This window comes from Pseudomonas sp. 10B238, assembly GCF_000970615.1.
Lineage (GTDB): Bacteria > Pseudomonadota > Gammaproteobacteria > Pseudomonadales > Pseudomonadaceae > Stutzerimonas.
The window spans coordinates 17,606-36,494 of record NZ_KQ033943.1 but is presented as its reverse complement, the minus strand read 5'-3'; the positions used below and the strand labels follow the sequence as shown (position 1 = coordinate 36,494).

Sequence of the window (18,889 nt, the reverse complement as noted above, 5' to 3'; positions counted from 1 at the left end):
AATGCAGGAACCCGACCCTCGCGACGACGGGACACCAAGCCCGATTCCCGAGCCTGAACGCAAAGAACCCGGTGAGCCAATTCCTATTGAAGAGCCGGGCAAGCCGGAACGCCCCAGTGACGGACGCGGCTAAACTTTCCGCATCCCTGCCTATCACAGCTTAGGGCCCAGCGAGACGCCAGCAGGCGCGACGGCCACCCGGCTGCGCATATCGCGCGCCACAGACCTAGGAGACCGTGATGAGTTACGTGCAATTGAGCGATAAACAGACTTTGCGCGAGCGCGCGCGCCAGCATGTCGAGAACGGCGCGGTGACCGAAAGCTATTCGGCCGATCGCGATACGGTGATCAACCTGCTCAATGAGGCGCTGGCGACCGAGCTGGTCTGCTACCTGCGCTACAAGCGCCACTACTATATGGCCACAGGCTTGAAATCGAGCGTCGCCGCTGAGGAGTTTCTTGAGCACGCCAATGAAGAACAAGAGCATGCCGACCGTCTGGCCGAACGCATCGTTCAGCTTGGTGGTGCCCCGGACTTCAACCCGGACGGTCTCACCGAGCGTGCCCATGCGCAATATGCTGAGGGAAACGGCCTGCGTGACATGGTGTTCGAGAACCTAGTGGCGGAGCGCATCGCGATCGACAGCTACCGCGAGATCGTCCAATACATTGGAGATAAAGACCCCACTACGCGACGCATCTTCGAGGACATCCTCGCTCAGGAAGAAGAGCACGCTGACGACATGGCCGGTCTGCTAGATGGTATGAACTGACCGAATCGTACGCACCTGTCGCTGCCCCCAAAAAAAAGGCCACCCAAAAGGTGGCCTCAAAAAAAGGAAAGAGAGTACAGCTCAGCCGGCAGCCGCCGGACGCATGTAGGAGATCGGTGCGGTCTGGGACTCTTCGAACGTCACCACTTCCCACGCATCCTTTTGTTCCATCAGAGTGCGCAGCAAAAGGTTGTTCAAGGCATGTCCGGATTTAAAGCCGCGGAATTCGCCGATCAGGCTAGTGCCCAGTAAGTAAAGATCACCAATTGCATCGAGAATCTTGTGTTTCACGAACTCGTCCTCATACCGCAGGCCGTCTTCGTTAAGCACATGGTCTTCATCGACCACGATGGCGTTTTCGACGCTTCCACCCAGGGCCAGGTTGTGCGAGCGAAGGAACTCGATGTCGCGCATGAAACCGAACGTGCGCGCGCGACTGACCTCCTTGACAAAGGAAGTACTGGAGAAATCCACGCTGGCAGTCTGGGTTCGGCCTCGGAAAACCGGATGGTCGAAATCGATCTCGAAACTCACCTTGAAGCCTTCGAATGGCAGGAATGTGGCGCGCTTGTCGCCATCCTCCACCGAAACCTCGCGGATGATGCGGATGAACTTCTTGGGAGCGTCCTGCTCCTGCAGTCCGGCCGATTGAATCAGGAATACGAAGGGCCCAGCGCTACCGTCCATGATCGGCACTTCCGAAGCGGAAAGCTCAACATAGGCGTTGTCGATGCCCAGCCCAGCCATCGCTGAAAGCAAATGCTCCACCGTATCGACTTTGACGTCACCGCTGACCAGCGTAGTCGACATGGTCGTCTCGCCAACGTTCTCGGCCCGTGCGGCGATGTGCACAGGCGGGTTGAGATCGGTGCGACAGAACACGATTCCGGTATCCACGGGAGCCGGCTTCAGGGTGAGGTAAACCTTCTCCCCCGAGTGCAGGCCGACGCCAGTGGCGCGAATGATGTTCTTCAAGGTGCGTTGTCTGATCATGGCTCGTTTTCGCTAGTGCGCTGTTGCGAATGGTTTCCAACAAAGGTGGCGATCATAGCAGAACCCAACTTTGCTGAATACCAATCACCCCGATAGTCCTGATACATCCAATCAATCAGCCTGACGGCGCAAGAATGCCGGGATGTCCAGGTAATCCAAGTCCTCCTGAGGATTCATCTTCGCCGCGGTAGCCGCTGCGTGTGCCTGATTACGCATCACGGTCGGGCGGTCCAGGTCACGATAATTCACCGCGGCCTGATCCTGACGCGCGGCTGGGGCGGTCTGCGGCGCGACGGCTGCAGTCTGCAGGGTATTGTCTACAACCTTGACCGGTTTCTCATTGCGCGGCCCGAGACCAGTGGCCACCACCGTCACGTGCAGTTCGTCCAGCATATCGGGGTCGATTACTGCACCCACCTTTACAGTCGCTTCGTCGGAGGCGAACGCCTCGATGATCTCACCCACCGCAGCGTACTCGCCCAGCGAAAGATCCAGACCAGCGGTAATGTTAACCAGAATGCCACGTGCGCCTTGCAGGTTGACGTCTTCCAGCAGTGGGTTGCGGATCGCGGCCTCGGTGGCCTCGCGAGCGCGGTTCGGACCGGTGGCACAACCAGTCCCCATCATGGCCATGCCCATCTCGCCCATGACCGTTTTAACGTCAGCGAAGTCGACGTTCATCAGGCCTGGACGCTGCATGATGTCGGAAATGCCGCGCACGGCACCGGTCAGCACATCGTCAGCCTTGGCGAAGGCGGAAAGCAGGCTCGCATCCTTGCCGAGGATGGTCAGCAGCTTTTCGTTGGGGATGGTGATCAGCGAGTCGACGCACTCGGACAGCTGGCGAATGCCTTCGTCGGCGACCTGCATACGACGACGCCCTTCGAACGGGAACGGACGGGTCACGACAGCAACGGTGAGAATGCCCATTTCCTTGGCCACCGAAGCGATGACCGGCGCGGCGCCGGTGCCGGTACCGCCGCCCATGCCGGTGGTGATGAATACCATGTCGGCGCCCTGCAGCACCTCGGCAATGCGCTCGCGGTCATCCATCGCGGCCTGACGACCGATATCAGGATTGGTACCGGCGCCCAGCCCCTTGGTAATGGCCGACCCCAACTGCAGTACGGTCCGCGCTTCGATTTTCTTCAGCGCCTGAGCATCGGTGTTGGCGCAGATGAATTCCACACCTTCAACGTTGTTGCGCACCATGTGATTGACGGCGTTGCCGCCGCCTCCGCCTACGCCAATGACCTTAATCACTGCACTTTGCGGGGTATGATCTACGAGTTCGAACATTTCCCTCTCTCCTTCCAGCTTTCTAGTTTTAGGTACAGCCGCACTGCTCAGAAATTGCCTTGGATCCAGCTCTTGAGCCGGTCCACGACAGATGTTTTGGGTTCTTCGGCGAAATTACCGAGACCGGACATGGATGCGCCGTCGGTCTGCTTGCGCATTCCGTAAAGCAACAGGCCCACACCCGTTGAATAGATGGGATTGCGGACCACGTCCGCGAGTCCTTTGACGCTATGGGGTACGCCTAGGCGCACCGGCATGTGGAAGATTTCTTCTGCGAGTTCGACGGCGCCTTCCATCTTGGCTGTACCGCCGGTGAGAACGATCCCTGCTGGAACCAGATCCTCGTAGCCGCTGCGACGCAGCTCGGCCTGAATCAAGGTGAAGAGTTCGTCATAGCGCGGCTCCACGACTTCGGCCAGAGCCTGACGTGAGAGTTCCCGCGGCGGACGCTCGCCGACGCTCGGTACCTTGATGGTCTCGCCGGGCCCAGCCAGCTTGGCCAGTGCGCAGGCGTAGCGGATCTTGATCTCTTCCGCATACTGAGTCGGAGTGCGCAGCGCCATGGCGATGTCGTTGGTGACTTGGTCACCTGCGATCGGAATGACAGCGGTGTGCCGGATAGCGCCTTCGGTGAAGATGCAAATGTCGGTGGTCCCGCCACCGATATCGACCAGGCAGACGCCCAGCTCTTTCTCATCATCGGTCAGCACAGCATGGGCCGAGGCGAGCTGTTCCAAGATGATGTCGTCAACCTCTAGACCACAACGACGTACGCACTTTTCGATGTTCTGCGCTGCATTGACCGCACAGGTGACCACGTGGACCTTGGCTTCCAGGCGTACCCCGGACATGCCCAGTGGTTCGCGCACACCCTCCTGGTTATCGATCACGTAATCCTGCGGCAGCGTGTGCAGAACCCTCTGATCGGCCGGGATCGCCACAGCCTGTGCAGCGTCGAGCACACGCTCGAGGTCTGCGGTGCTGACTTCACGATCACGGATGGCAACGATGCCGTGCGAGTTGAGGCTGCGGATATGGTTACCAGCCAGGCCGACGAACGCAGAATGGATGCGGCAGCCCGCCATCAGCTGAGCTTCTTCAACGGCGCGCTGGATCGACTGAACGGTGGACTCGATATTGACCACCACGCCTTTTTTCAATCCACGCGACGGATGGGTCCCGATCCCGACGATCTCGAGCTCGCCATCCGGCGTCACTTCGCCGACCAGCGCCACCACCTTGGAGGTGCCGATATCGAGACCGACGATCATCTTGCCGCTTTGCACGCTAGACATGTGTTTCATTCCTCAATTCTTCGCTACGACGGATTCGTCCGTCGTGGTCGGGCTCGGCTCCCGCCACGCAACGGCGAGGCCATTGGCGTAGCGAAGGTCGATCCGCGCAATTTTGTCGCTCTCCTGCGCCAGCTCTTGCTGGTAGATGGCAGTGAAGCGCCGCATTTTTTCGATTATCTGATCCCTTCCCAATAGCAGCTCGACGCCCTGCCCGGTCGTCACAAACCAGCTGCCCCGTGCTCGCAGTTCCAGGCGAGCAATGGAGAAACCGAGGGGCCGCAGCATCTGGCTGAGCACTTGGTACTGCTGCATCACCCGCTGCTGGGCCCGCTTCGGACCATATAACTGCGGCAAGTGTTCATACCGAGCCAAATTGTCCGGCGCGAAGGCCTGACCGTTGTTGTTCAGCAGCGATTCGTCGCCCCAGCGGGCAATGGGCAATTGCTCGTCAAGACGCACCATGACCTCATCTGGCCAGATTCGGCGCGCTTCGACATGGGCTATCCACGGCATCTGTTCAAGGTCGCGACGCAAAGCATCGAGATCAACCTTAAAGAAACTGGCTTCGACAAACGGCGCCATGCGCGCCTGCACCGCTTCCTGATCGACGTAGGTCAGCTCGCCCCGAACGCTTACCTTGGCAATCGGCCGATCGGCATAGGGCGCGAGATAGTCACCCAGCTGGTAAAGCCCCACAGCCAGCCCCACAAGCAATACCGGCCACAGTGCACGCTTGAGCGAACCCAGGCTCGGCCGCGGCAAGCGCGCCGAAAGCGGTTCGCGCTGCACCAGGCGGCTCGCACCCCGCTGTACCGGCTTGCGCGAGGTGCGGCCGGTGGCGGGTTGAGAGTGACGCAGCGTGGTGATCATCGATCAGTTCTCCGTCGCCAGGCTGGCGTCCAGAATTGCAAGTACCAGCTGCTGGAAATCCAGCCCTGCTGCCCGCGCAGCCATCGGCACCAGGCTGTGATCGGTCATGCCCGGTACGGTATTGACTTCCAGTAGCCAGAAAGCCCCCGTGTCATCCTGCATAACATCGACACGCGCCCAGCCCTGGATACCCACTGCTTCGCAGGCGCGAGCGGACAAGTCCTTCAGCTCCTGTTCTTTGGCCGCATCCAGCCCGCAAGGGATCCGGTACTGGGTGTCATTGGCGACATACTTCGCGTCGTAGTCGTAGAAGGTGTGCGGCGTACCCAGACCAATCGGTGGGAGCACCGTGCCGCGCAGAGTGGCGATAGTGAACTCCGGCCCCTGGATCCATTGCTCGACCAGCACCTGCGAGTCGTAAGCACTCGCGCCGCGCCAGGCAGCGATAAGTTCAGCGACACCGCCGACCTTCGCCATGCCGATGCTCGAGCCCTCGTGCGCCGGTTTGACGATCAGCGGAAAACCCAGACTCTCGGCCGCGGCCCGACAATCGGCCTCGCTGGCCAGCACGGCATGCCGCGGGGTCGGCAGACCAAGGCTCTGCCACACCTGCTTAGTGCGCAGCTTGTCCATCGCCAGCGCCGATGCAAGGATGCCGCTCCCGGTATAAGGAATTCCGGCGCACTCGAGCAGGCCTTGCATGCTGCCATCTTCACCGCCACGCCCATGCAGCACGATAAAGGCGCGATCAATGCGTTCGCTGCTCAGCCGAGCCAACAGATTATCGTCAACGTCGATGCCGAACGCGTCGACACCGGCCGATTGCAGAGCCGCGAGCACTGCCGCTCCAGACTTCAGCGACACCTCGCGCTCGGCACTCTTGCCACCGTAGAGCACGGCGACCCGGCCGAACGTTTGGGGGTCACGGGTCGATTGCAGGGCCGTCATTCGCTCTTCCTCGTGGCGCTTGCAGCGCCAGCAAACAGGGGACTGTTGATGAGTTGCGGGGCCAACCCGCCTATGTCGCCGGCGCCCTGACAAAGCAGAATGTCGCCCGGACGCAGCAGCGGTTTGACCAACGGAGCCAAGTCGACACCGCGCTCGATGTAGATCGGGTCGAGTTGGCCGCGCTGGCGGATGCTGTGGCAAAGATGGCGGCTGTCGGCGCCAGGAATAGGTTCCTCGCCGGCTGGATACACCTCCATCACGAGCAACACATTCGCGTCGTTCAACACCTGCACGAAGTCGTCGTAGAGATCACGTGTCCGGCTGAAGCGGTGCGGCTGATAGACCATGACCAAGCGACGCTCGGGCCACCCGCCCCGGACGGCCTGGATCACGGCGGCCACTTCACGAGGGTGATGGCCGTAATCGTCGACGAGCATCACACTGCCGTCGTCGACTGGTAACTCGCCGTAAACCTGGAAACGCCGGCCGACCCCACCAAACTGAGACAAGCCCTGAACGATCGCCTCGTCGTCGATGCCCTCGTCAGTGGCAATCGCGATAGTTGCCAGGGCGTTGAGCACATTATGGTTGCCGGGCATGTTGACCGACACATCGAGCGCGTCGAAGCCGTCCCGCAGCACCGTGAAATAGGTGCGCATCCCTTCCTGACGAACATTTATCGCCCTTACGTCAGCATCTTCATGCATGCCGTACGTAGTGATTGGGCGCCCCACCTGTGGAATGATTTCGCGCACTACCGGGTCGTCGACACACAGCACCGCCAGCCCGTAGAACGGCAGGTTGTGCAAGAACTCGACGAACGTCTTCTTTAGCTTGCCGAAATCGCCGCCATAGGTGCTCATGTGGTCGGCATCGATGTTGGTGACGACAGCGACCATCGGCTGCAAATGCAGGAAACTGGCGTCGCTTTCGTCGGCCTCGGCAATCAGATACCGGCTGGAACCCAGCTGGGCATTGGTGCCAGCCGCGGTCAGGCGGCCGCCGATCACAAAGGTTGGATCCAACCCACCCGCAGCAAACACAGACGCCAACAAGCTGGTAGTGGTGGTCTTGCCATGGGTACCTGCTACGGCAATGCCATGGCGATAGCGCATCAGCTCGGCGAGCATCTCGGCGCGCGGCACGACCGGTATTCGCTGCTCGAGCGCAAAGGCCACTTCCGGATTGGAAGCGTTGACCGCGCTGGAAACCACCAGTACATCAGCCCCAGCGACGTTACCAGCCTGATGACCGATGAAAATGTGCGCGCCGAAATTCTGCAGACGCTCGGTGCTGGCCGAGGTTTTGAGATCCGAACCGGAAACGTCGTAACCGAGGTTCAACAGCACTTCGGCGATGCCGCACATGCCAACGCCGCCCACTCCGACGAAGTGAATCCGGCGGATGCGGCGCATGCGCCGTACTTCGGCTTTGACTGCAGCTGGGGACTTAGCCATGCGCCACCTCCAGACAGATATCGACGACGGTTCTGGTGGCGTCCGGCCGAGCCAGGCGACGTGCCGTGGCTCCCATGGCCTTGAGTTTTTCCGGCTGCATCATTACCTCGGTCAACTGCGCGGCCAGTGCGGCAGCATCGGTCTTTGCTTGGGGAAGAAGAACGGCGGCGCCTTCCTTCGCCAGATATTCGGCGTTACGGGTCTGGTGGTCGTCGATCGCGTGGGGCAGCGGCACCAGAAACGAAGGCAGCCCGGCAGCTGCCAACTCGCACACCGTCAGCGCGCCGGAGCGGCAGATCACCAGATCAGCCCAGGCATAAGCCCGCGCCATATCCTTTATGAACGGGGCGACATCAGCGTCGACACCCGCCGCGCCATAGCGCTCTTGAGTAATCTCGGCGTGCTGCTTGCCCGCCTGATGGAAGACCTCAGGACGCAGCTCGCTAGGCAACTGGGCGAGCGCCTCCGGCAAAAGCTTGTTCAGCGGTTCAGCACCCAGGCTGCCGCCTAGCACCAGCAGCCGTGGGCGGCGGCCAAGCAACGTCTGTCTCGGCGTCTCGAGAAACAACTCATGGCGCACGGGATTACCGGTGGTGCGACGCTTCGAGCTTGCGCCAAATGTATTCGGAAACGCCTCGCAGACGCGCTGCGCAAAGGGCACCAGGCTGCGATTGGCAGTTCCGGCGACAGCGTTCTGCTCGTGGATCACCAGAGGGACCCCTGCCAACTTAGCGGCCAGCCCGCCCGGGCCCGTCACGTAGCCGCCAAGTCCAAGTACACAAACCGGTCGGAGTTCACGGATCACCCGCCGCGCCTGACCAAGCGATCGCAGCAGCTGGAACGGCGCCTTGAGCAACGACGCCAGTCCCTTACCACGCAATCCGCTTACCTGAATCAGGTGCAGCGGCAATCCAGCAGCAGGAACCACTTCGTTTTCGATGCCTCGCGGCGTGCCCAGCCAGTGCACGCTATAGCCACGGTTCTGGAACTCGTGAGCGCAGGCCAACGCCGGGAATACATGTCCCCCGGTTCCGCCCGCCATGATCAAAACATTACCGCCCATACGCGGCCCCCTTGCTCTGGGGTGCAGGCGCCTCGGCAAAATCCTCTTCGCTGAATTCGGCATCTTCACTGCCCAGCACCGTGCGGCTTTCCCACTCGATGCGCAGCAGCAAGGCCATGCTGGCGCAGGTCACCACCAGCGAGCTGCCGCCATAACTCAGGAACGGCAAGGTCAGACCTTTGGTCGGCAACAGCCCGATATTCACGCCAACGTTGATCAGGAACTGACCGAGCCAAAGGAACGCAACGCCCCAGGCGATATAAGCGGCGAAGAACTGCCGCGCCCGTTCGGCCGCAAGCCCGATGTACAAGGCGCGAACACCAACGAAAGCGAACAGCAGGATGGTCAGCAGCGCCCCCACCATGCCCAGCTCTTCGGCGAGCACGGAAAAGACGAAATCGGTATGCGCCTCAGGCAGGTAGAACTGCTTTTGCACGCTGTTGCCGAGACCAACACCCAGCCATTCACCACGCCCAAATGCGATCAAGGCCTGCGTCAGCTGGTAGCCCGCACCGTACTGATCAGCCCAGGGATCGGTGAAGGTGATCAACCGCTGCAGTCGGTACTCCTGCGTCTGTACCAGAACGAACACCGCGCCGACAGCGAGCAGAACCAGCAGGCTGAATCGAACCAGGCCGACGCCCCCGAGGAACAGCATGGCGACCGCCGCGCCCATCATCACCACGGTCGCACCGAAGTCCGGCTCAAGCAGGAGCAACATGGCCATGGGAAGCAAAACCAGAAACGGCTTGAGGAAGCCCCATAGGCTTTCCCGCACCTCTTGTTGGCGGCGCACCAGATAACCGGCGAGGTAAACCACGACGAACAGCTTGGCCAATTCCGACGGCTGTACGTTGAAGGCGCCGAAGCCGATCCAGCGCATGGAACCGTTCACCTCGCGACCGATGCCTGGAATCAACACCAGGATCAACAGCACGAAAGCACCGATCAGCAGCATCCAGTCCAGCCGCTGCCAGACTGAGAGGGGCACCAACAGAACCAAGGCTGCGGCGACAAGTCCGAGCAGGACGTACACCAGGTGGCGGACCATGTAATACATGGGATTGCCGGCGTTCACCGCCGCGACTTCGGAGGAAGCGGAAGTGATCATGACCAAGCCAAGGCCCAACAACGCCAGGCAGCCTGCGAGCATAGGGAAGTCGAGGTCCAGACCGCGACGGCTGAACAGGGGCGAAGGCGCACTACGCAAGAATGCGAGCATCAGCTGAGCGCCCCCACCGCGGCGGCGAACTGACGTCCGCGATCTTCAAAATTCTCGAACATATCGAGGCTGGCACAGGCTGGCGACAGTAGGACCGCATCGCCGGGCTGGGCCAGCTTGGCGGCCAGCTCTACGGCATCTTGGAGTGTCTGGACGCGGTGGATGGGTGCAGCTCCGTCAAGCGCAGCCGCTAGCTGCTGAGCATCGCGCCCCAGCAAAACAACCGCGCGGCATTGATGCGAGACCGGACTGTGCAAGGCCGAGAAATCGGCACCCTTGCCATCGCCACCGGCGATGAGCACCAACTCGCCCGTGATGTCGCTACCCAGCCCATCGATTGCGGCCAGAGCAGCTCCGACGTTAGTCGCCTTCGAATCGTCGTAGTAGGTAACGCCTTTGCGTTCTCCGACCCACTGGCAGCGATGGGCCAGCCCACTGAAGTTTCGCAGGGTCGTGAGCATCGGCCCGAACGGGAGGCCGACAGCGTGACCGAGAGCCAAGGCCGCTAGCGCATTGGACTGGTTATGCGCCCCACGCACCTTCAATTGGTTGGCCGGCATCAGCGCATCGAACTGGAAGGCGAGATATTTCTCGCCATTTTCTTCGAACAACCCGAAGCCCTTGAAATCAGGCTTGCCGAGGCCGAAGGACCAGGTGGGGAGATCATCTGCGATCAGCGGCCGACTGAGGCGATCATCACGGTTGATCACAACCTGACGTGCACCACGGAATATCCGATGCTTGGCCTGGTGGTAGGCCGGCAGCCCGTCGTAACGATCCATGTGGTCTTCGCTGATATTCAGACAGGTTGCGACCTCGGCATTCAGCTGGTCTGTGGTTTCCAACTGGAAGCTCGACAGTTCCAACACGTAGAGCTCGACATCGTCATTGAGCAGATCCAGCGCTGGCGTACCCAGGTTCCCTCCCACGGCCACCTTGCGACCGGCCGCAACAGCCATTTCGCCGACCAGGCTGGTCACCGTGCTTTTCGCGTTCGATCCGGTGATAGCCACGATTGGCGCCTTGGCTTCGCGAGCGAACAGTTCGATGTCACCGGACAGCTTCACCCCGTTGGCCGCTGCAGCCTGCAATGCCGGCGTGCTGACCGGCAGGCCCGGGCTTACCAACAGCTCGCTGGCGCGGCTGAGGAACTGCAGATCGAGCTCGCCACACCGAACCTCGACATTCGGGTACTGCGCTTGCAGAGTGGCCAGCTCCGGTGGGTTCGCACGCGTATCGGCGACGGCAAACGGCACACCGCGGCTGGCCAGATGGCGAACCAAGGACATGCCGCTCTTGCCGAGACCTACGACGATGCGGAACTGATCGGAAGCGATGAGCACTCTTTATTACCTCAATTTCAGCGTGGCGAGACCGACCAGCACCAGGATCACCGTGATGATCCAGAAGCGCACGATCACTCGGGGCTCTGGCCAGCCCTTGAGCTCGAAATGGTGATGAATCGGCGCCATGCGGAACACGCGCTTACCGGTCAGCTTGAACGAGGCGACCTGGATCATCACCGACAGGGTTTCCATCACGAAGACCCCGCCCATGATGAACAGCACCACCTCCTGCCGAACGATCACGGCAATGGTGCCCAGGGCCGCGCCAAGCGCTAGGGCGCCGACATCGCCCATAAACACCTGCGCTGGATAGGTGTTGAACCAGAGAAAGCCGAGCCCGGCGCCGATCAGCGCACCACAAAACACGATCAGCTCACCGGCTCCTGGGATGTATGGAATCAGTAGGTAATCGGCGAAATTCACGTTGCCCGACAGGTAGCAGAAGATGCCCAGACCACCACCAACCATCACAGTCGGCATGATCGCCAGGCCGTCCAGCCCATCGGTGAGATTTACCGCATTGCTTGAGCCGACGATGACGAAATAGGTCAGCACGATGAAGCCGATCCCCAGCGGGATCTCGATGTCCTTCAGCAGCGGCAATATCAAGGTGGTTTCGACCGGGGTCTGTGCGGTCATATAAAGGAAGATCGCAGCGCCGACACCGAAGACAGACTGCCAGAAGTACTTCCAGCGACTCGGGAGGCCGCGAGAATTCTTCTCGATCACCTTGCGGTAGTCGTCAACCCAACCTATCGCGCCAAACAGCAAGGTCACAGCCAGCACTACCCAAACATAGCGATTAGACAGATCGGCCCAGAGCAATGTGCTAATGGCGATCGCGCTGAGGATCAGTGCCCCGCCCATGGTTGGCGTGCCGGATTTCGACAGGTGCGTTTGTGGCCCATCAGTGCGTACCGCCTGGCCAATTTGGCGCAGCTGAAGCGTACGGATCAGCCAGGGTCCCAACCACAGCGACAGGACCAGCGCGGTCAGTACGCCAAGAATTCCACGCAGGGATAGGTATTGAAAGACCGCGAAGCCCGTGTGGAACTGTTGCAGGTACTCGGCGAGTAGCAGCAGCATTAATGTTTCTCCATGCCGGACGCGGAAAGCGCTGCGACGACTTTGTCCATCGCAGCGCTCCGTGATCCCTTGATCAAAATGGTGGTCGCATTGCCTTGCTCCAGTCGCAAAGACTCGATCAGGCTCTGCTGATCGGCAAAATGGCGTGCGCCATGGCCGAAGGCATCGACGGCGTGCTTCATTAGCGGCCCGACCGCAAACAAGGTGTCCACTTTACCTACGGCATAACTGCCGACGTCTCGGTGCCCCTGCTCGGCCCACGAGCCCAGCTCGCCCATGTCACCCAGTACCAGAACTGTGCGTCCGGCAAAGCCCGCCAGCACGTCAATAGCTGCGCAGACCGAGGCCGGATTGGCGTTGTAGGTGTCGTCTATGAGGCGAACGCCATTACTCAGCATTTGCGCGACGCCTCGCCCCTTCACCGGCTGCAGGCTCTCGAGCCCGGCGACGATATGTTCCCGCGAAACGCCCAACGCGCTGGCGGCGGCGGCGGCGGCTAGGGCATTGGCTACGCTGTGGCGTCCGAGCAAGTTCAGCTGGACGCGCGCCGACCCGGTCGGTCCAGTCAGGACGAAATTGGGACAGCCGCGAAGGTCGTAGGCAATCGAAGCGGGGTGGATGTCGGCCAGCGGACTCGTTAACGCAAAGCTCACGACGTGCTTGCCTGCTACTCGGCGCTCCCAAACTGAATAGGCGCGGTCGTCTCGATTGAGCACGGCAACGCCCTTTGGGCTGAGGCCATCGAGAATCTCGCCCTTGGCCTCGACGATTTTCTCCGGACCACCAAATTCTCCAACATGAGCCGTGCCCGCGTTGGTAATCAAGCTGACATCTGGCCGAGTCAGGCTGACGGTATAGGCAATTTCGCCGACACGTGAAGCGCCTAGCTCAATCACCGCAGCCTTGTGCTGTGCGCCCAACTCCAGCAGCGTGAGCGGTGCGCCCAGATCGTTGTTTAGATTGCCGCGGGTGGCGAGAACCGCATCGTCGCCATAGGCAGCGCGCAGGATGCTGGCAAGCAGCTCCTTGACGCTGGTCTTGCCACTGGAGCCGGTAATGGCCGCGACCGGACCGTTGAACGCGTTGCGGTTCAATGCGCCCAGCTGGCCTAGGGCGATACGGCTATCAGCAACAACAAGCTGAGGCAACGAAACCTCTGGCACATGGCGCTCAACCAGCGCAGCGACGGCGCCCTTGGCCGCAACTTCTGCAAGGTAGGAATGGCCGTCGAAGCGAGGCCCGGTGAGCGCGACGAAAAGCTGCCCAGTTTCGATTGCGCGGCTGTCGGTGCTGACAGAGCTAAACGCTGCATCGGCATTGATCAACTTGGCTGACAACGGCTCGACCAGAGCACTAAGACGCTTGGCTTCAAGCATGAGAACCCCTCCAGGCAGCCAGGGCCGTCAAGGCCTGTTCGAGATCGGAGAATGGCAGGCGCTCGCCTTTTATTTCCTGGTAGTCCTCATGCCCCTTGCCGGCCAGCAGCACCACATCGTCAATGCTGGCGCTCTCAATACAGCGAGCAATGGCCGCAGCGCGCCCTGGCACAAATAGCGCTTGTTCGGGCGCGTTGAAACCTGCACGAATCTCATCGAGGATCTGCTGCGGATCCTCATTACGCGGGTTGTCATCGGTGACTGTAACGCGGTCTGCCAAACGCTCGGCAACCTGAGCCATCAACGTGCGCTTGCCACGGTCACGGTCGCCACCGCAGCCGAACAGACACAGCAACTGGCCGCTGGCATGCGGGCGTAGAGCGACAAGTACCTTTTCAAGCGCATCCGGCGTATGGGCGTAATCGACCACCACCAACGGACAATCGCCACCACCTAGCCGCTGCATGCGGCCGGCAGGGCCGTCAATTTCACGCAGCACTGCTAAAACTTCGTCGAGGGCGTAATTCATGCCCAGCAAGGCGCCTACCGCCGCAAGCACATTGCTGACATTGAACCGACCCAGTAGCGGGCTACGCAGCGAGCGCTCCCCTTGCGGGGTCACCAGACGCGCGTGGATTCCGCTGTCGTCCAGCCGCGCCTCTGGGCAATAGAGGTAAGCCGAAGCATCCTCCAGGCTATAAGTGATCAAGCGCGATTCCGGGTGCTCTTGCGCGAGCGATCGGCCCAGCGCGTCGTCCAGATTGATCACCCGACAGCCGAGCCCCGGCATATTGAACAGCCGCGCCTTGACCTCGCCGTAGGCTTCCATGGAACCGTGATAGTCGAGGTGGTCTCGGGAAAGATTGGTAAACACCGCCACATCGAACGCGAGCGCGGCAACCCGGCCCTGCGCCAGGCCATGCGAGGACACCTCCATGGCAACGGCGCGCGCGCCCTGCTTCCGCAGGCTCGCCAGATTGGCCTGTACACCGATGGCATCAGGCGTGGTGTGCTGACCAAGGACCAACTCTCCGTGAAAGCCGGTCCCGAGGGTGCCGATGATCCCGCAACGCTCACCCAAACGATCCAGAGCCTGGGCAATCAAGTAGGTCACGCTGGTCTTGCCATTGGTCCCGGTAACGCCGACCAGGTGCAGACTGCGGCTTGGCTCGCCGTAGAACCGCCCTGCGATAGCCGATAGCTGCCCTGCCAGGTTGCGAACCGGCACCAACTCGGCGCTTGCCGCAGTCATTTTCGCAGCACCTTCGGCTTCGTAGGCGATAGCGGCTGCGCCGTGGGCAATCGCATCGGCAATGTGCACGCGGCCGTCTTGCTGGTAACCGGGCACAGCCAGAAACAAATCGCCCGGACGGACCTTGCGGCTGTCCAGCGTCAGCTCTCGAATGAGGGTATCGCTGGCAGCTTGAGGCAGTAACTGATTCAGCGGCATCGGCATCAGATACGCCCTCCCTTGCTCTTGTCAGCGTCGGCGGTTTTGACGTCTTCGGGCGGTAAGTTGTCAGGAGCAACATTCATCAGGCGCAGCGCGCCGGACATCACGCGACTGAACACCGGAGCCGAAACCAGTCCACCGTAATAGCCGCTCTTGCTGGGCTCATCGATGACCACTGCTATGGCAATACGCGGATCACTCATGGGCCCGAAACCTGCAAACATCGAACGGTAGGCATTTTCCTGATAACCCCGACTGTCGGTCGAAGCTTTGCGCGCGGTACCGCTCTTGCCAGCTACGTGATAACCCGGCACCTGGGCGCGGAACACTCCACGCGGGGCCTCGATGACCTCCTGCAGCATGCCTTGGAGGGTTTTCGCGACCTCCGGCGACACCACCTCTACGCCTTCTGGCTTGTGATCGACCCTGGTCAATGACATCGGCACCAAGCGGCCATCGTTGGCTAGCGCGCCATAGGCGTGAGCCAGTTGCACGGCGGTTACCGACAGGCCATAACCATATGAAAGCGTGGCAGTTTCGGCCTGGCGCCATTCACGATGTGTTGGAAGATTGCCGACTCGTTCGCCAGGGAAGCCCAAACCGGTGTCTTGTCCAAAACCGATCTTACGCATGACCTCATGAATCGCAGCGCCGCCGATATCAAAAGCAACCTTGCTCATACCGACGTTGGAAGAATTAATGAGGATGCCCGTCAGGCTAAGCTCACGGCCTTCTGTTCTGGAGACGTCGCGGATTGTGTAGCGACCGATGCGCAGCGACCCTGGCCATACCTCAACCAGGTCGCTGGGCTTCCACCGGCCCGTTTCAAGGGCCGCGCTCATAGAGATGGGTTTCATCGTCGAACCCGGTTCAAACAGGTCCGTCATTGCCCGGTTACGCATCGCCGCTGGTTGCAGATTCCGGCGATTGTTCGGGTTATAGGTCGGCTGATTGACCATGGCCAGCACTTCGCCCGTTTTCACGTCGAGCACGACCAAGCTGCCGGCCTTTGCGCCGAACTCCAGCAAAGCGTTACGCAGCTCGCGATGCGCCAGATACTGCAGGCGCAGGTCAAGGGACAGCGCAAGCGCCTTGCCGGCCTTGGCATTCTTGACGACCTGAACATCTTTGATCAGACGGCCACGACGGTCCTTGAGCACCTGTCGCTTGCCCGGAACACCGGCCAGCCACTCGTTATAGGCCAGCTCCATGCCTTCACGACCGTGGTCATCGATATCGGTAAAACCCACCACGTGAGCGGCCACTTCGCCAGCGGGGTAGAAGCGGCGAAACTCTTCTTGCGCGTAAACGCCCGGTATCTTCAGATCCAGAACTCGCTGCCCCTGCTCAGGGGTCAGGCCGCGTACCAGGTACATGAACTCTCGCTCGGCCTGATCCTTGAGGCGCTGATGCAGCCCAGCAGTGTCCTGCCCCAGCGCTTCAGCCAGTTCGGGCCAGCGGGCCTGTGCACTTTGCATTTCGCGTGGGTTCGCCCAAAGCGTGGTGACAGGGGTACTCACCGCCAGAGGCTCGCCATGACGATCGGTCATGAGGCCACGGTGTGCGGGGATTGGAATATGCCGCACGCTGCGCGCATCTCCCTGCCCTTTTAGAAACCCCTGATCCAGCACCTGCAAGTCGACAATTCGCCAAGCAATGGCCCCTACCATCAGTGCCAGCAGAGCGAGCACGATGCGAAAACGCCATGGATAGAGCGCGCCCTGGAGTTTCATGGAGCCACCAGCCTGACAGCGCCCGCTTCAGGAATGTGCATCTTCAACTGCTCGGAAGCCAAGGTCTCGATGCGGCTGTGAGCAGTCCAAGTGCTCTGCTCAAGTATCAGGCGGCCCCATTCAGCCTGCGCCTTGTCACGCACACTGAGTTCGCCGTACAGCTCATTGAGCAACTGGCGGTTCCAGTGCGCGCTATAGGCGACAGCAATCGCCGACATCAGCACGGCAATAAACAACACCAGCATCAGCAGGCTGCCGTGGGGCATGGCGCGGCGCAGCTGATTCACCGCAACTTCTCCGCCACACGCATCACTGCACTGCGCGAACGGGGGTTTGCTTTGACCTCTTCGGCGGACGCGTATTGCGGTTTGCCCAGCAGCTTCAGACGCGGCACGAATTTTTCAGGAATGATCGGGAGGTCGCGCGGCAAGGTATCGGCCTCGCCTTTCGCATGCCGGCGCATGAACTGTTTGACGATGCGGTCTTCCAGCGAGTGAAAGCTGATGACCACCAGCCGGCCGCCGACGTCCAGCGCTTCAAGAGCGGCTTCAAGCCCAGCTTCCAGGTCGCCAAGCTCGTTATTGATAAAAATGCGCAGCCCCTGAAAGGCGCGTGTCGCTGGGTTCTTGCCTTTCTCCCAAGCGGGATTGGCCACCGTCAACACTTGGGCGAGATCCGCCGTACGCTCGAAAGGCTGCACAGCCCGACGCTGTACCACGGCACGGGCCATGCGTTTGGCAAAGCGCTCCTCACCGTACTCCCTGAGCACTCGGACGATATCGTCTTCGTCGGCCGTTGCGATCCACTGGGCAGCGCTGATCCCTCGACTTGGGTCCATGCGCATGTCCAATGGGCCATCGTGCAGGAAGCTGAAACCGCGCTCGGGGTCGTCCAGCTGCGGCGAAGACACGCCAAGATCTAGCAGCACACCGCTCAATGTGCCAGTCCAGCCGCGCTGCGCGAGCTCTGCGCCAAGCTCGGCAAAACTTCTCTGCACAACGACAAAGCGGCCATCCTCGGCCGCCAGTGCTTGCCCCGTAACGATTGCTAGCGGGTCTTTATCGAATCCTAGCAAACAGCCATCAGGCCCAAGCTGCCGCAACAGCAGACGGCTATGCCCGCCGCGCCCAAAGGTCCCGTCCAGATAGCGGCCATCCGGGCGCACGGCGAGTGCCGCGACGGCCTCGTCGAGCAAAACGGTCACATGGTTATAGCTGCTGGTCTGGTTCACAGGATTAGATCACGCAATTCTTCCGGCAAAGCACCGGGTTGTTTGATGGCCGCCAGGTCCGCATCTGCTTGCGCGTTCCAGTCGTCCTCGTTCCACAGGCTGAACTTGTTCAGCTGACCGACCAGCATGGCCCGCTTGTCCAGACCGGCGTATTCGCGCAAACGCGGTGGCACCAGGACGCGACCATTGCCATCCATCTCAAGATCGACCGCATTACCAATGAGCAAGCGCTGCAGCCGGCGACTTTCTTCTCTGAGAGAGGGCAGCTCGCGCAACTTGGCTTCGATCTGCTCCCATTCCGGCAATGGGTAAATTCCGAGACAACGGTCGACGGCATCAATGGTGATGATCAGCTGCCCCTCGCAACGCGAAACGAGCTCGTCACGATACCGGCTGGGCATGGCTAGCCGGCCTTTGGCATCGAGACTGATGGCGTTTGCTCCGCGAAACACGGTTGCGCTTCCCCTGATTTAGCTTTCCATGCCCATAAATACCCACTTCGTTCCACTTTCTACCACTTGTGCGCACTATAGAAATGCAGCAGCCCCACCGTCAAGGTACGCCTGACGGGAAAAACCCTTATGTGACGGGAATTTAGCAACCGAAACGGAGATAAACGGTAAACCGGAAGGGATAGCTGATAGAGATATTCAGCAAACGCAGAAGCCTGCACTTCGAAGTTAAAGTACTTTGTGAAGAGCAAGAATTTTTTGGACTAAGACAGGCGGGATATTTCAAGAAAAG

18 protein-coding genes are annotated in these 18,889 nt (G+C 60.6%); 2 read left to right on the top strand and 16 right to left on the bottom strand.

What is annotated here, in order from left to right; all coding sequences use genetic code 11:
* The first annotated feature begins 1 nt into the window (after position 1).
* Both RT21_RS24225 and RT21_RS20820 read left to right on the top strand, forming a co-directional pair.
* Positions 2-133, top strand: a complete 132-nt coding sequence (locus tag RT21_RS24225; RefSeq protein ID WP_256203910.1) for a hypothetical protein — start codon at positions 2-4, stop codon at positions 131-133.
* Positions 134-239: 106 nt separating this feature from the next.
* On the top strand, positions 240-773 hold the full coding sequence (locus tag RT21_RS20820) for a ferritin-like domain-containing protein (protein WP_046164260.1): 534 nt from the start codon (positions 240-242) through the stop codon (positions 771-773).
* 81 nt (positions 774-854) lie between these two features.
* Here the strand turns inward: RT21_RS20820 and lpxC are convergent, their stop codons facing one another.
* The 16 genes from lpxC to mraZ form a co-directional block, all read right to left on the bottom strand.
* Positions 855-1,766: a UDP-3-O-acyl-N-acetylglucosamine deacetylase gene (gene lpxC / locus RT21_RS20815; protein ID WP_046164259.1), complete on the bottom strand. Its 912-nt coding sequence runs from the start codon at positions 1,764-1,766 to the stop codon at positions 855-857.
* Positions 1,767-1,877: 111 nt separating this feature from the next.
* Positions 1,878-3,065, bottom strand: coding sequence for a cell division protein FtsZ (gene ftsZ / locus RT21_RS20810; RefSeq protein WP_045424857.1), 1,188 nt, complete (start codon positions 3,063-3,065; stop codon positions 1,878-1,880).
* Positions 3,066-3,112: 47 nt separating this feature from the next.
* On the bottom strand, positions 3,113-4,360 hold the full coding sequence (gene ftsA / locus RT21_RS20805; RefSeq protein WP_045424855.1) for a cell division protein FtsA: 1,248 nt from the start codon (positions 4,358-4,360) through the stop codon (positions 3,113-3,115).
* 12 nt (positions 4,361-4,372) lie between these two features.
* Entirely contained in the window at positions 4,373-5,230 is an 858-nt protein-coding gene (locus RT21_RS20800; RefSeq protein ID WP_046164258.1) for a cell division protein FtsQ/DivIB, read from the bottom strand.
* A gap of 3 nt (positions 5,231-5,233) precedes the next feature.
* Positions 5,234-6,178 (bottom strand): D-alanine--D-alanine ligase, encoded by a 945-nt coding sequence (locus RT21_RS20795; RefSeq protein ID WP_046164257.1) that lies wholly within the window; start codon positions 6,176-6,178, stop codon positions 5,234-5,236.
* Complete coding sequence (gene murC / locus RT21_RS20790) at positions 6,175-7,635, bottom strand: UDP-N-acetylmuramate--L-alanine ligase (RefSeq protein WP_046164256.1); 1,461 nt, start codon at positions 7,633-7,635, stop codon at positions 6,175-6,177. The genes RT21_RS20795 and murC overlap by 4 nt, the downstream gene beginning before the upstream one ends.
* The gene (gene murG, locus RT21_RS20785) at positions 7,628-8,698 is read right to left on the bottom strand and encodes an undecaprenyldiphospho-muramoylpentapeptide beta-N-acetylglucosaminyltransferase (RefSeq protein WP_046164255.1); all 1,071 of its coding nucleotides are present in this window, start codon (positions 8,696-8,698) and stop codon (positions 7,628-7,630) included. The genes murC and murG overlap by 8 nt, the downstream gene beginning before the upstream one ends.
* Positions 8,688-9,920 (bottom strand): putative lipid II flippase FtsW, encoded by a 1,233-nt coding sequence (ftsW, locus tag RT21_RS20780; RefSeq protein WP_046164254.1) that lies wholly within the window; start codon positions 9,918-9,920, stop codon positions 8,688-8,690. Before ftsW ends, murG begins: the two co-directional genes overlap by 11 nt.
* Positions 9,920-11,263: a UDP-N-acetylmuramoyl-L-alanine--D-glutamate ligase gene (gene murD, locus RT21_RS20775; RefSeq protein ID WP_046164253.1), complete on the bottom strand. Its 1,344-nt coding sequence runs from the start codon at positions 11,261-11,263 to the stop codon at positions 9,920-9,922. Before murD ends, ftsW begins: the two co-directional genes overlap by 1 nt.
* A gap of 6 nt (positions 11,264-11,269) precedes the next feature.
* Positions 11,270-12,352 (bottom strand): phospho-N-acetylmuramoyl-pentapeptide-transferase, encoded by a 1,083-nt coding sequence (gene mraY, locus RT21_RS20770; protein WP_046164252.1) that lies wholly within the window; start codon positions 12,350-12,352, stop codon positions 11,270-11,272.
* Positions 12,352-13,728, bottom strand: a complete 1,377-nt coding sequence (gene murF / locus RT21_RS20765) for a UDP-N-acetylmuramoyl-tripeptide--D-alanyl-D-alanine ligase (RefSeq protein ID WP_046164251.1) — start codon at positions 13,726-13,728, stop codon at positions 12,352-12,354. The genes mraY and murF overlap by 1 nt, the downstream gene beginning before the upstream one ends.
* Positions 13,721-15,184, bottom strand: a complete 1,464-nt coding sequence (locus RT21_RS20760; protein WP_046164250.1) for a UDP-N-acetylmuramoyl-L-alanyl-D-glutamate--2,6-diaminopimelate ligase — start codon at positions 15,182-15,184, stop codon at positions 13,721-13,723. Before RT21_RS20760 ends, murF begins: the two co-directional genes overlap by 8 nt.
* The gene (locus RT21_RS20755; RefSeq protein WP_046164249.1) at positions 15,184-16,914 is read right to left on the bottom strand and encodes a peptidoglycan D,D-transpeptidase FtsI family protein; all 1,731 of its coding nucleotides are present in this window, start codon (positions 16,912-16,914) and stop codon (positions 15,184-15,186) included. The genes RT21_RS20760 and RT21_RS20755 overlap by 1 nt, the downstream gene beginning before the upstream one ends.
* Entirely contained in the window at positions 16,911-17,180 is a 270-nt protein-coding gene (gene ftsL, locus RT21_RS20750) for a cell division protein FtsL (protein ID WP_234463424.1), read from the bottom strand. The genes RT21_RS20755 and ftsL overlap by 4 nt, the downstream gene beginning before the upstream one ends.
* A 17-nt stretch (positions 17,181-17,197) precedes the next feature.
* Positions 17,198-18,145, bottom strand: a complete 948-nt coding sequence (rsmH, locus tag RT21_RS20745) for a 16S rRNA (cytosine(1402)-N(4))-methyltransferase RsmH (protein WP_046164247.1) — start codon at positions 18,143-18,145, stop codon at positions 17,198-17,200.
* Positions 18,142-18,597 carry a division/cell wall cluster transcriptional repressor MraZ gene (mraZ, locus tag RT21_RS20740; protein WP_046164246.1) on the bottom strand — a complete coding sequence of 152 codons (456 nt, stop codon included), beginning with the start codon at positions 18,595-18,597 and terminating at the stop codon, positions 18,142-18,144. The genes rsmH and mraZ overlap by 4 nt, the downstream gene beginning before the upstream one ends.
* Positions 18,598-18,889: the final 292 nt, after the last annotated feature.

Coding starts and splice junctions, on each gene's coding strand:
- ftsW (WP_046164254.1), bottom strand. CDS start 9,920: ATGCTCGCATTCTTGCGTAGTGCGCCTTCGCCCCTGTTCAGCCGTCGC.
- ftsZ (WP_045424857.1), bottom strand. CDS start 3,065: ATGTTCGAACTCGTAGATCATACCCCGCAAAGTGCAGTGATTAAGGTC.
- murC (WP_046164256.1), bottom strand. CDS start 7,635: ATGGCTAAGTCCCCAGCTGCAGTCAAAGCCGAAGTACGGCGCATGCGC.
- murF (WP_046164251.1), bottom strand. CDS start 13,728: ATGCTTGAAGCCAAGCGTCTTAGTGCTCTGGTCGAGCCGTTGTCAGCC.
- lpxC (WP_046164259.1), bottom strand. CDS start 1,766: ATGATCAGACAACGCACCTTGAAGAACATCATTCGCGCCACTGGCGTC.
- RT21_RS20755 (WP_046164249.1), bottom strand. CDS start 16,914: ATGAAACTCCAGGGCGCGCTCTATCCATGGCGTTTTCGCATCGTGCTC.
- ftsA (WP_045424855.1), bottom strand. CDS start 4,360: ATGTCTAGCGTGCAAAGCGGCAAGATGATCGTCGGTCTCGATATCGGC.
- RT21_RS20800 (WP_046164258.1), bottom strand. CDS start 5,230: ATGATCACCACGCTGCGTCACTCTCAACCCGCCACCGGCCGCACCTCG.
- mraY (WP_046164252.1), bottom strand. CDS start 12,352: ATGCTGCTGCTACTCGCCGAGTACCTGCAACAGTTCCACACGGGCTTC.
- murG (WP_046164255.1), bottom strand. CDS start 8,698: ATGGGCGGTAATGTTTTGATCATGGCGGGCGGAACCGGGGGACATGTA.
- RT21_RS20760 (WP_046164250.1), bottom strand. CDS start 15,184: ATGCCGATGCCGCTGAATCAGTTACTGCCTCAAGCTGCCAGCGATACC.
- RT21_RS24225 (WP_256203910.1), top strand. CDS start 2: ATGCAGGAACCCGACCCTCGCGACGACGGGACACCAAGCCCGATTCCC.
- ftsL (WP_234463424.1), bottom strand. CDS start 17,180: ATGCCCCACGGCAGCCTGCTGATGCTGGTGTTGTTTATTGCCGTGCTG.
- RT21_RS20795 (WP_046164257.1), bottom strand. CDS start 6,178: ATGACGGCCCTGCAATCGACCCGTGACCCCCAAACGTTCGGCCGGGTC.
- RT21_RS20820 (WP_046164260.1), top strand. CDS start 240: ATGAGTTACGTGCAATTGAGCGATAAACAGACTTTGCGCGAGCGCGCG.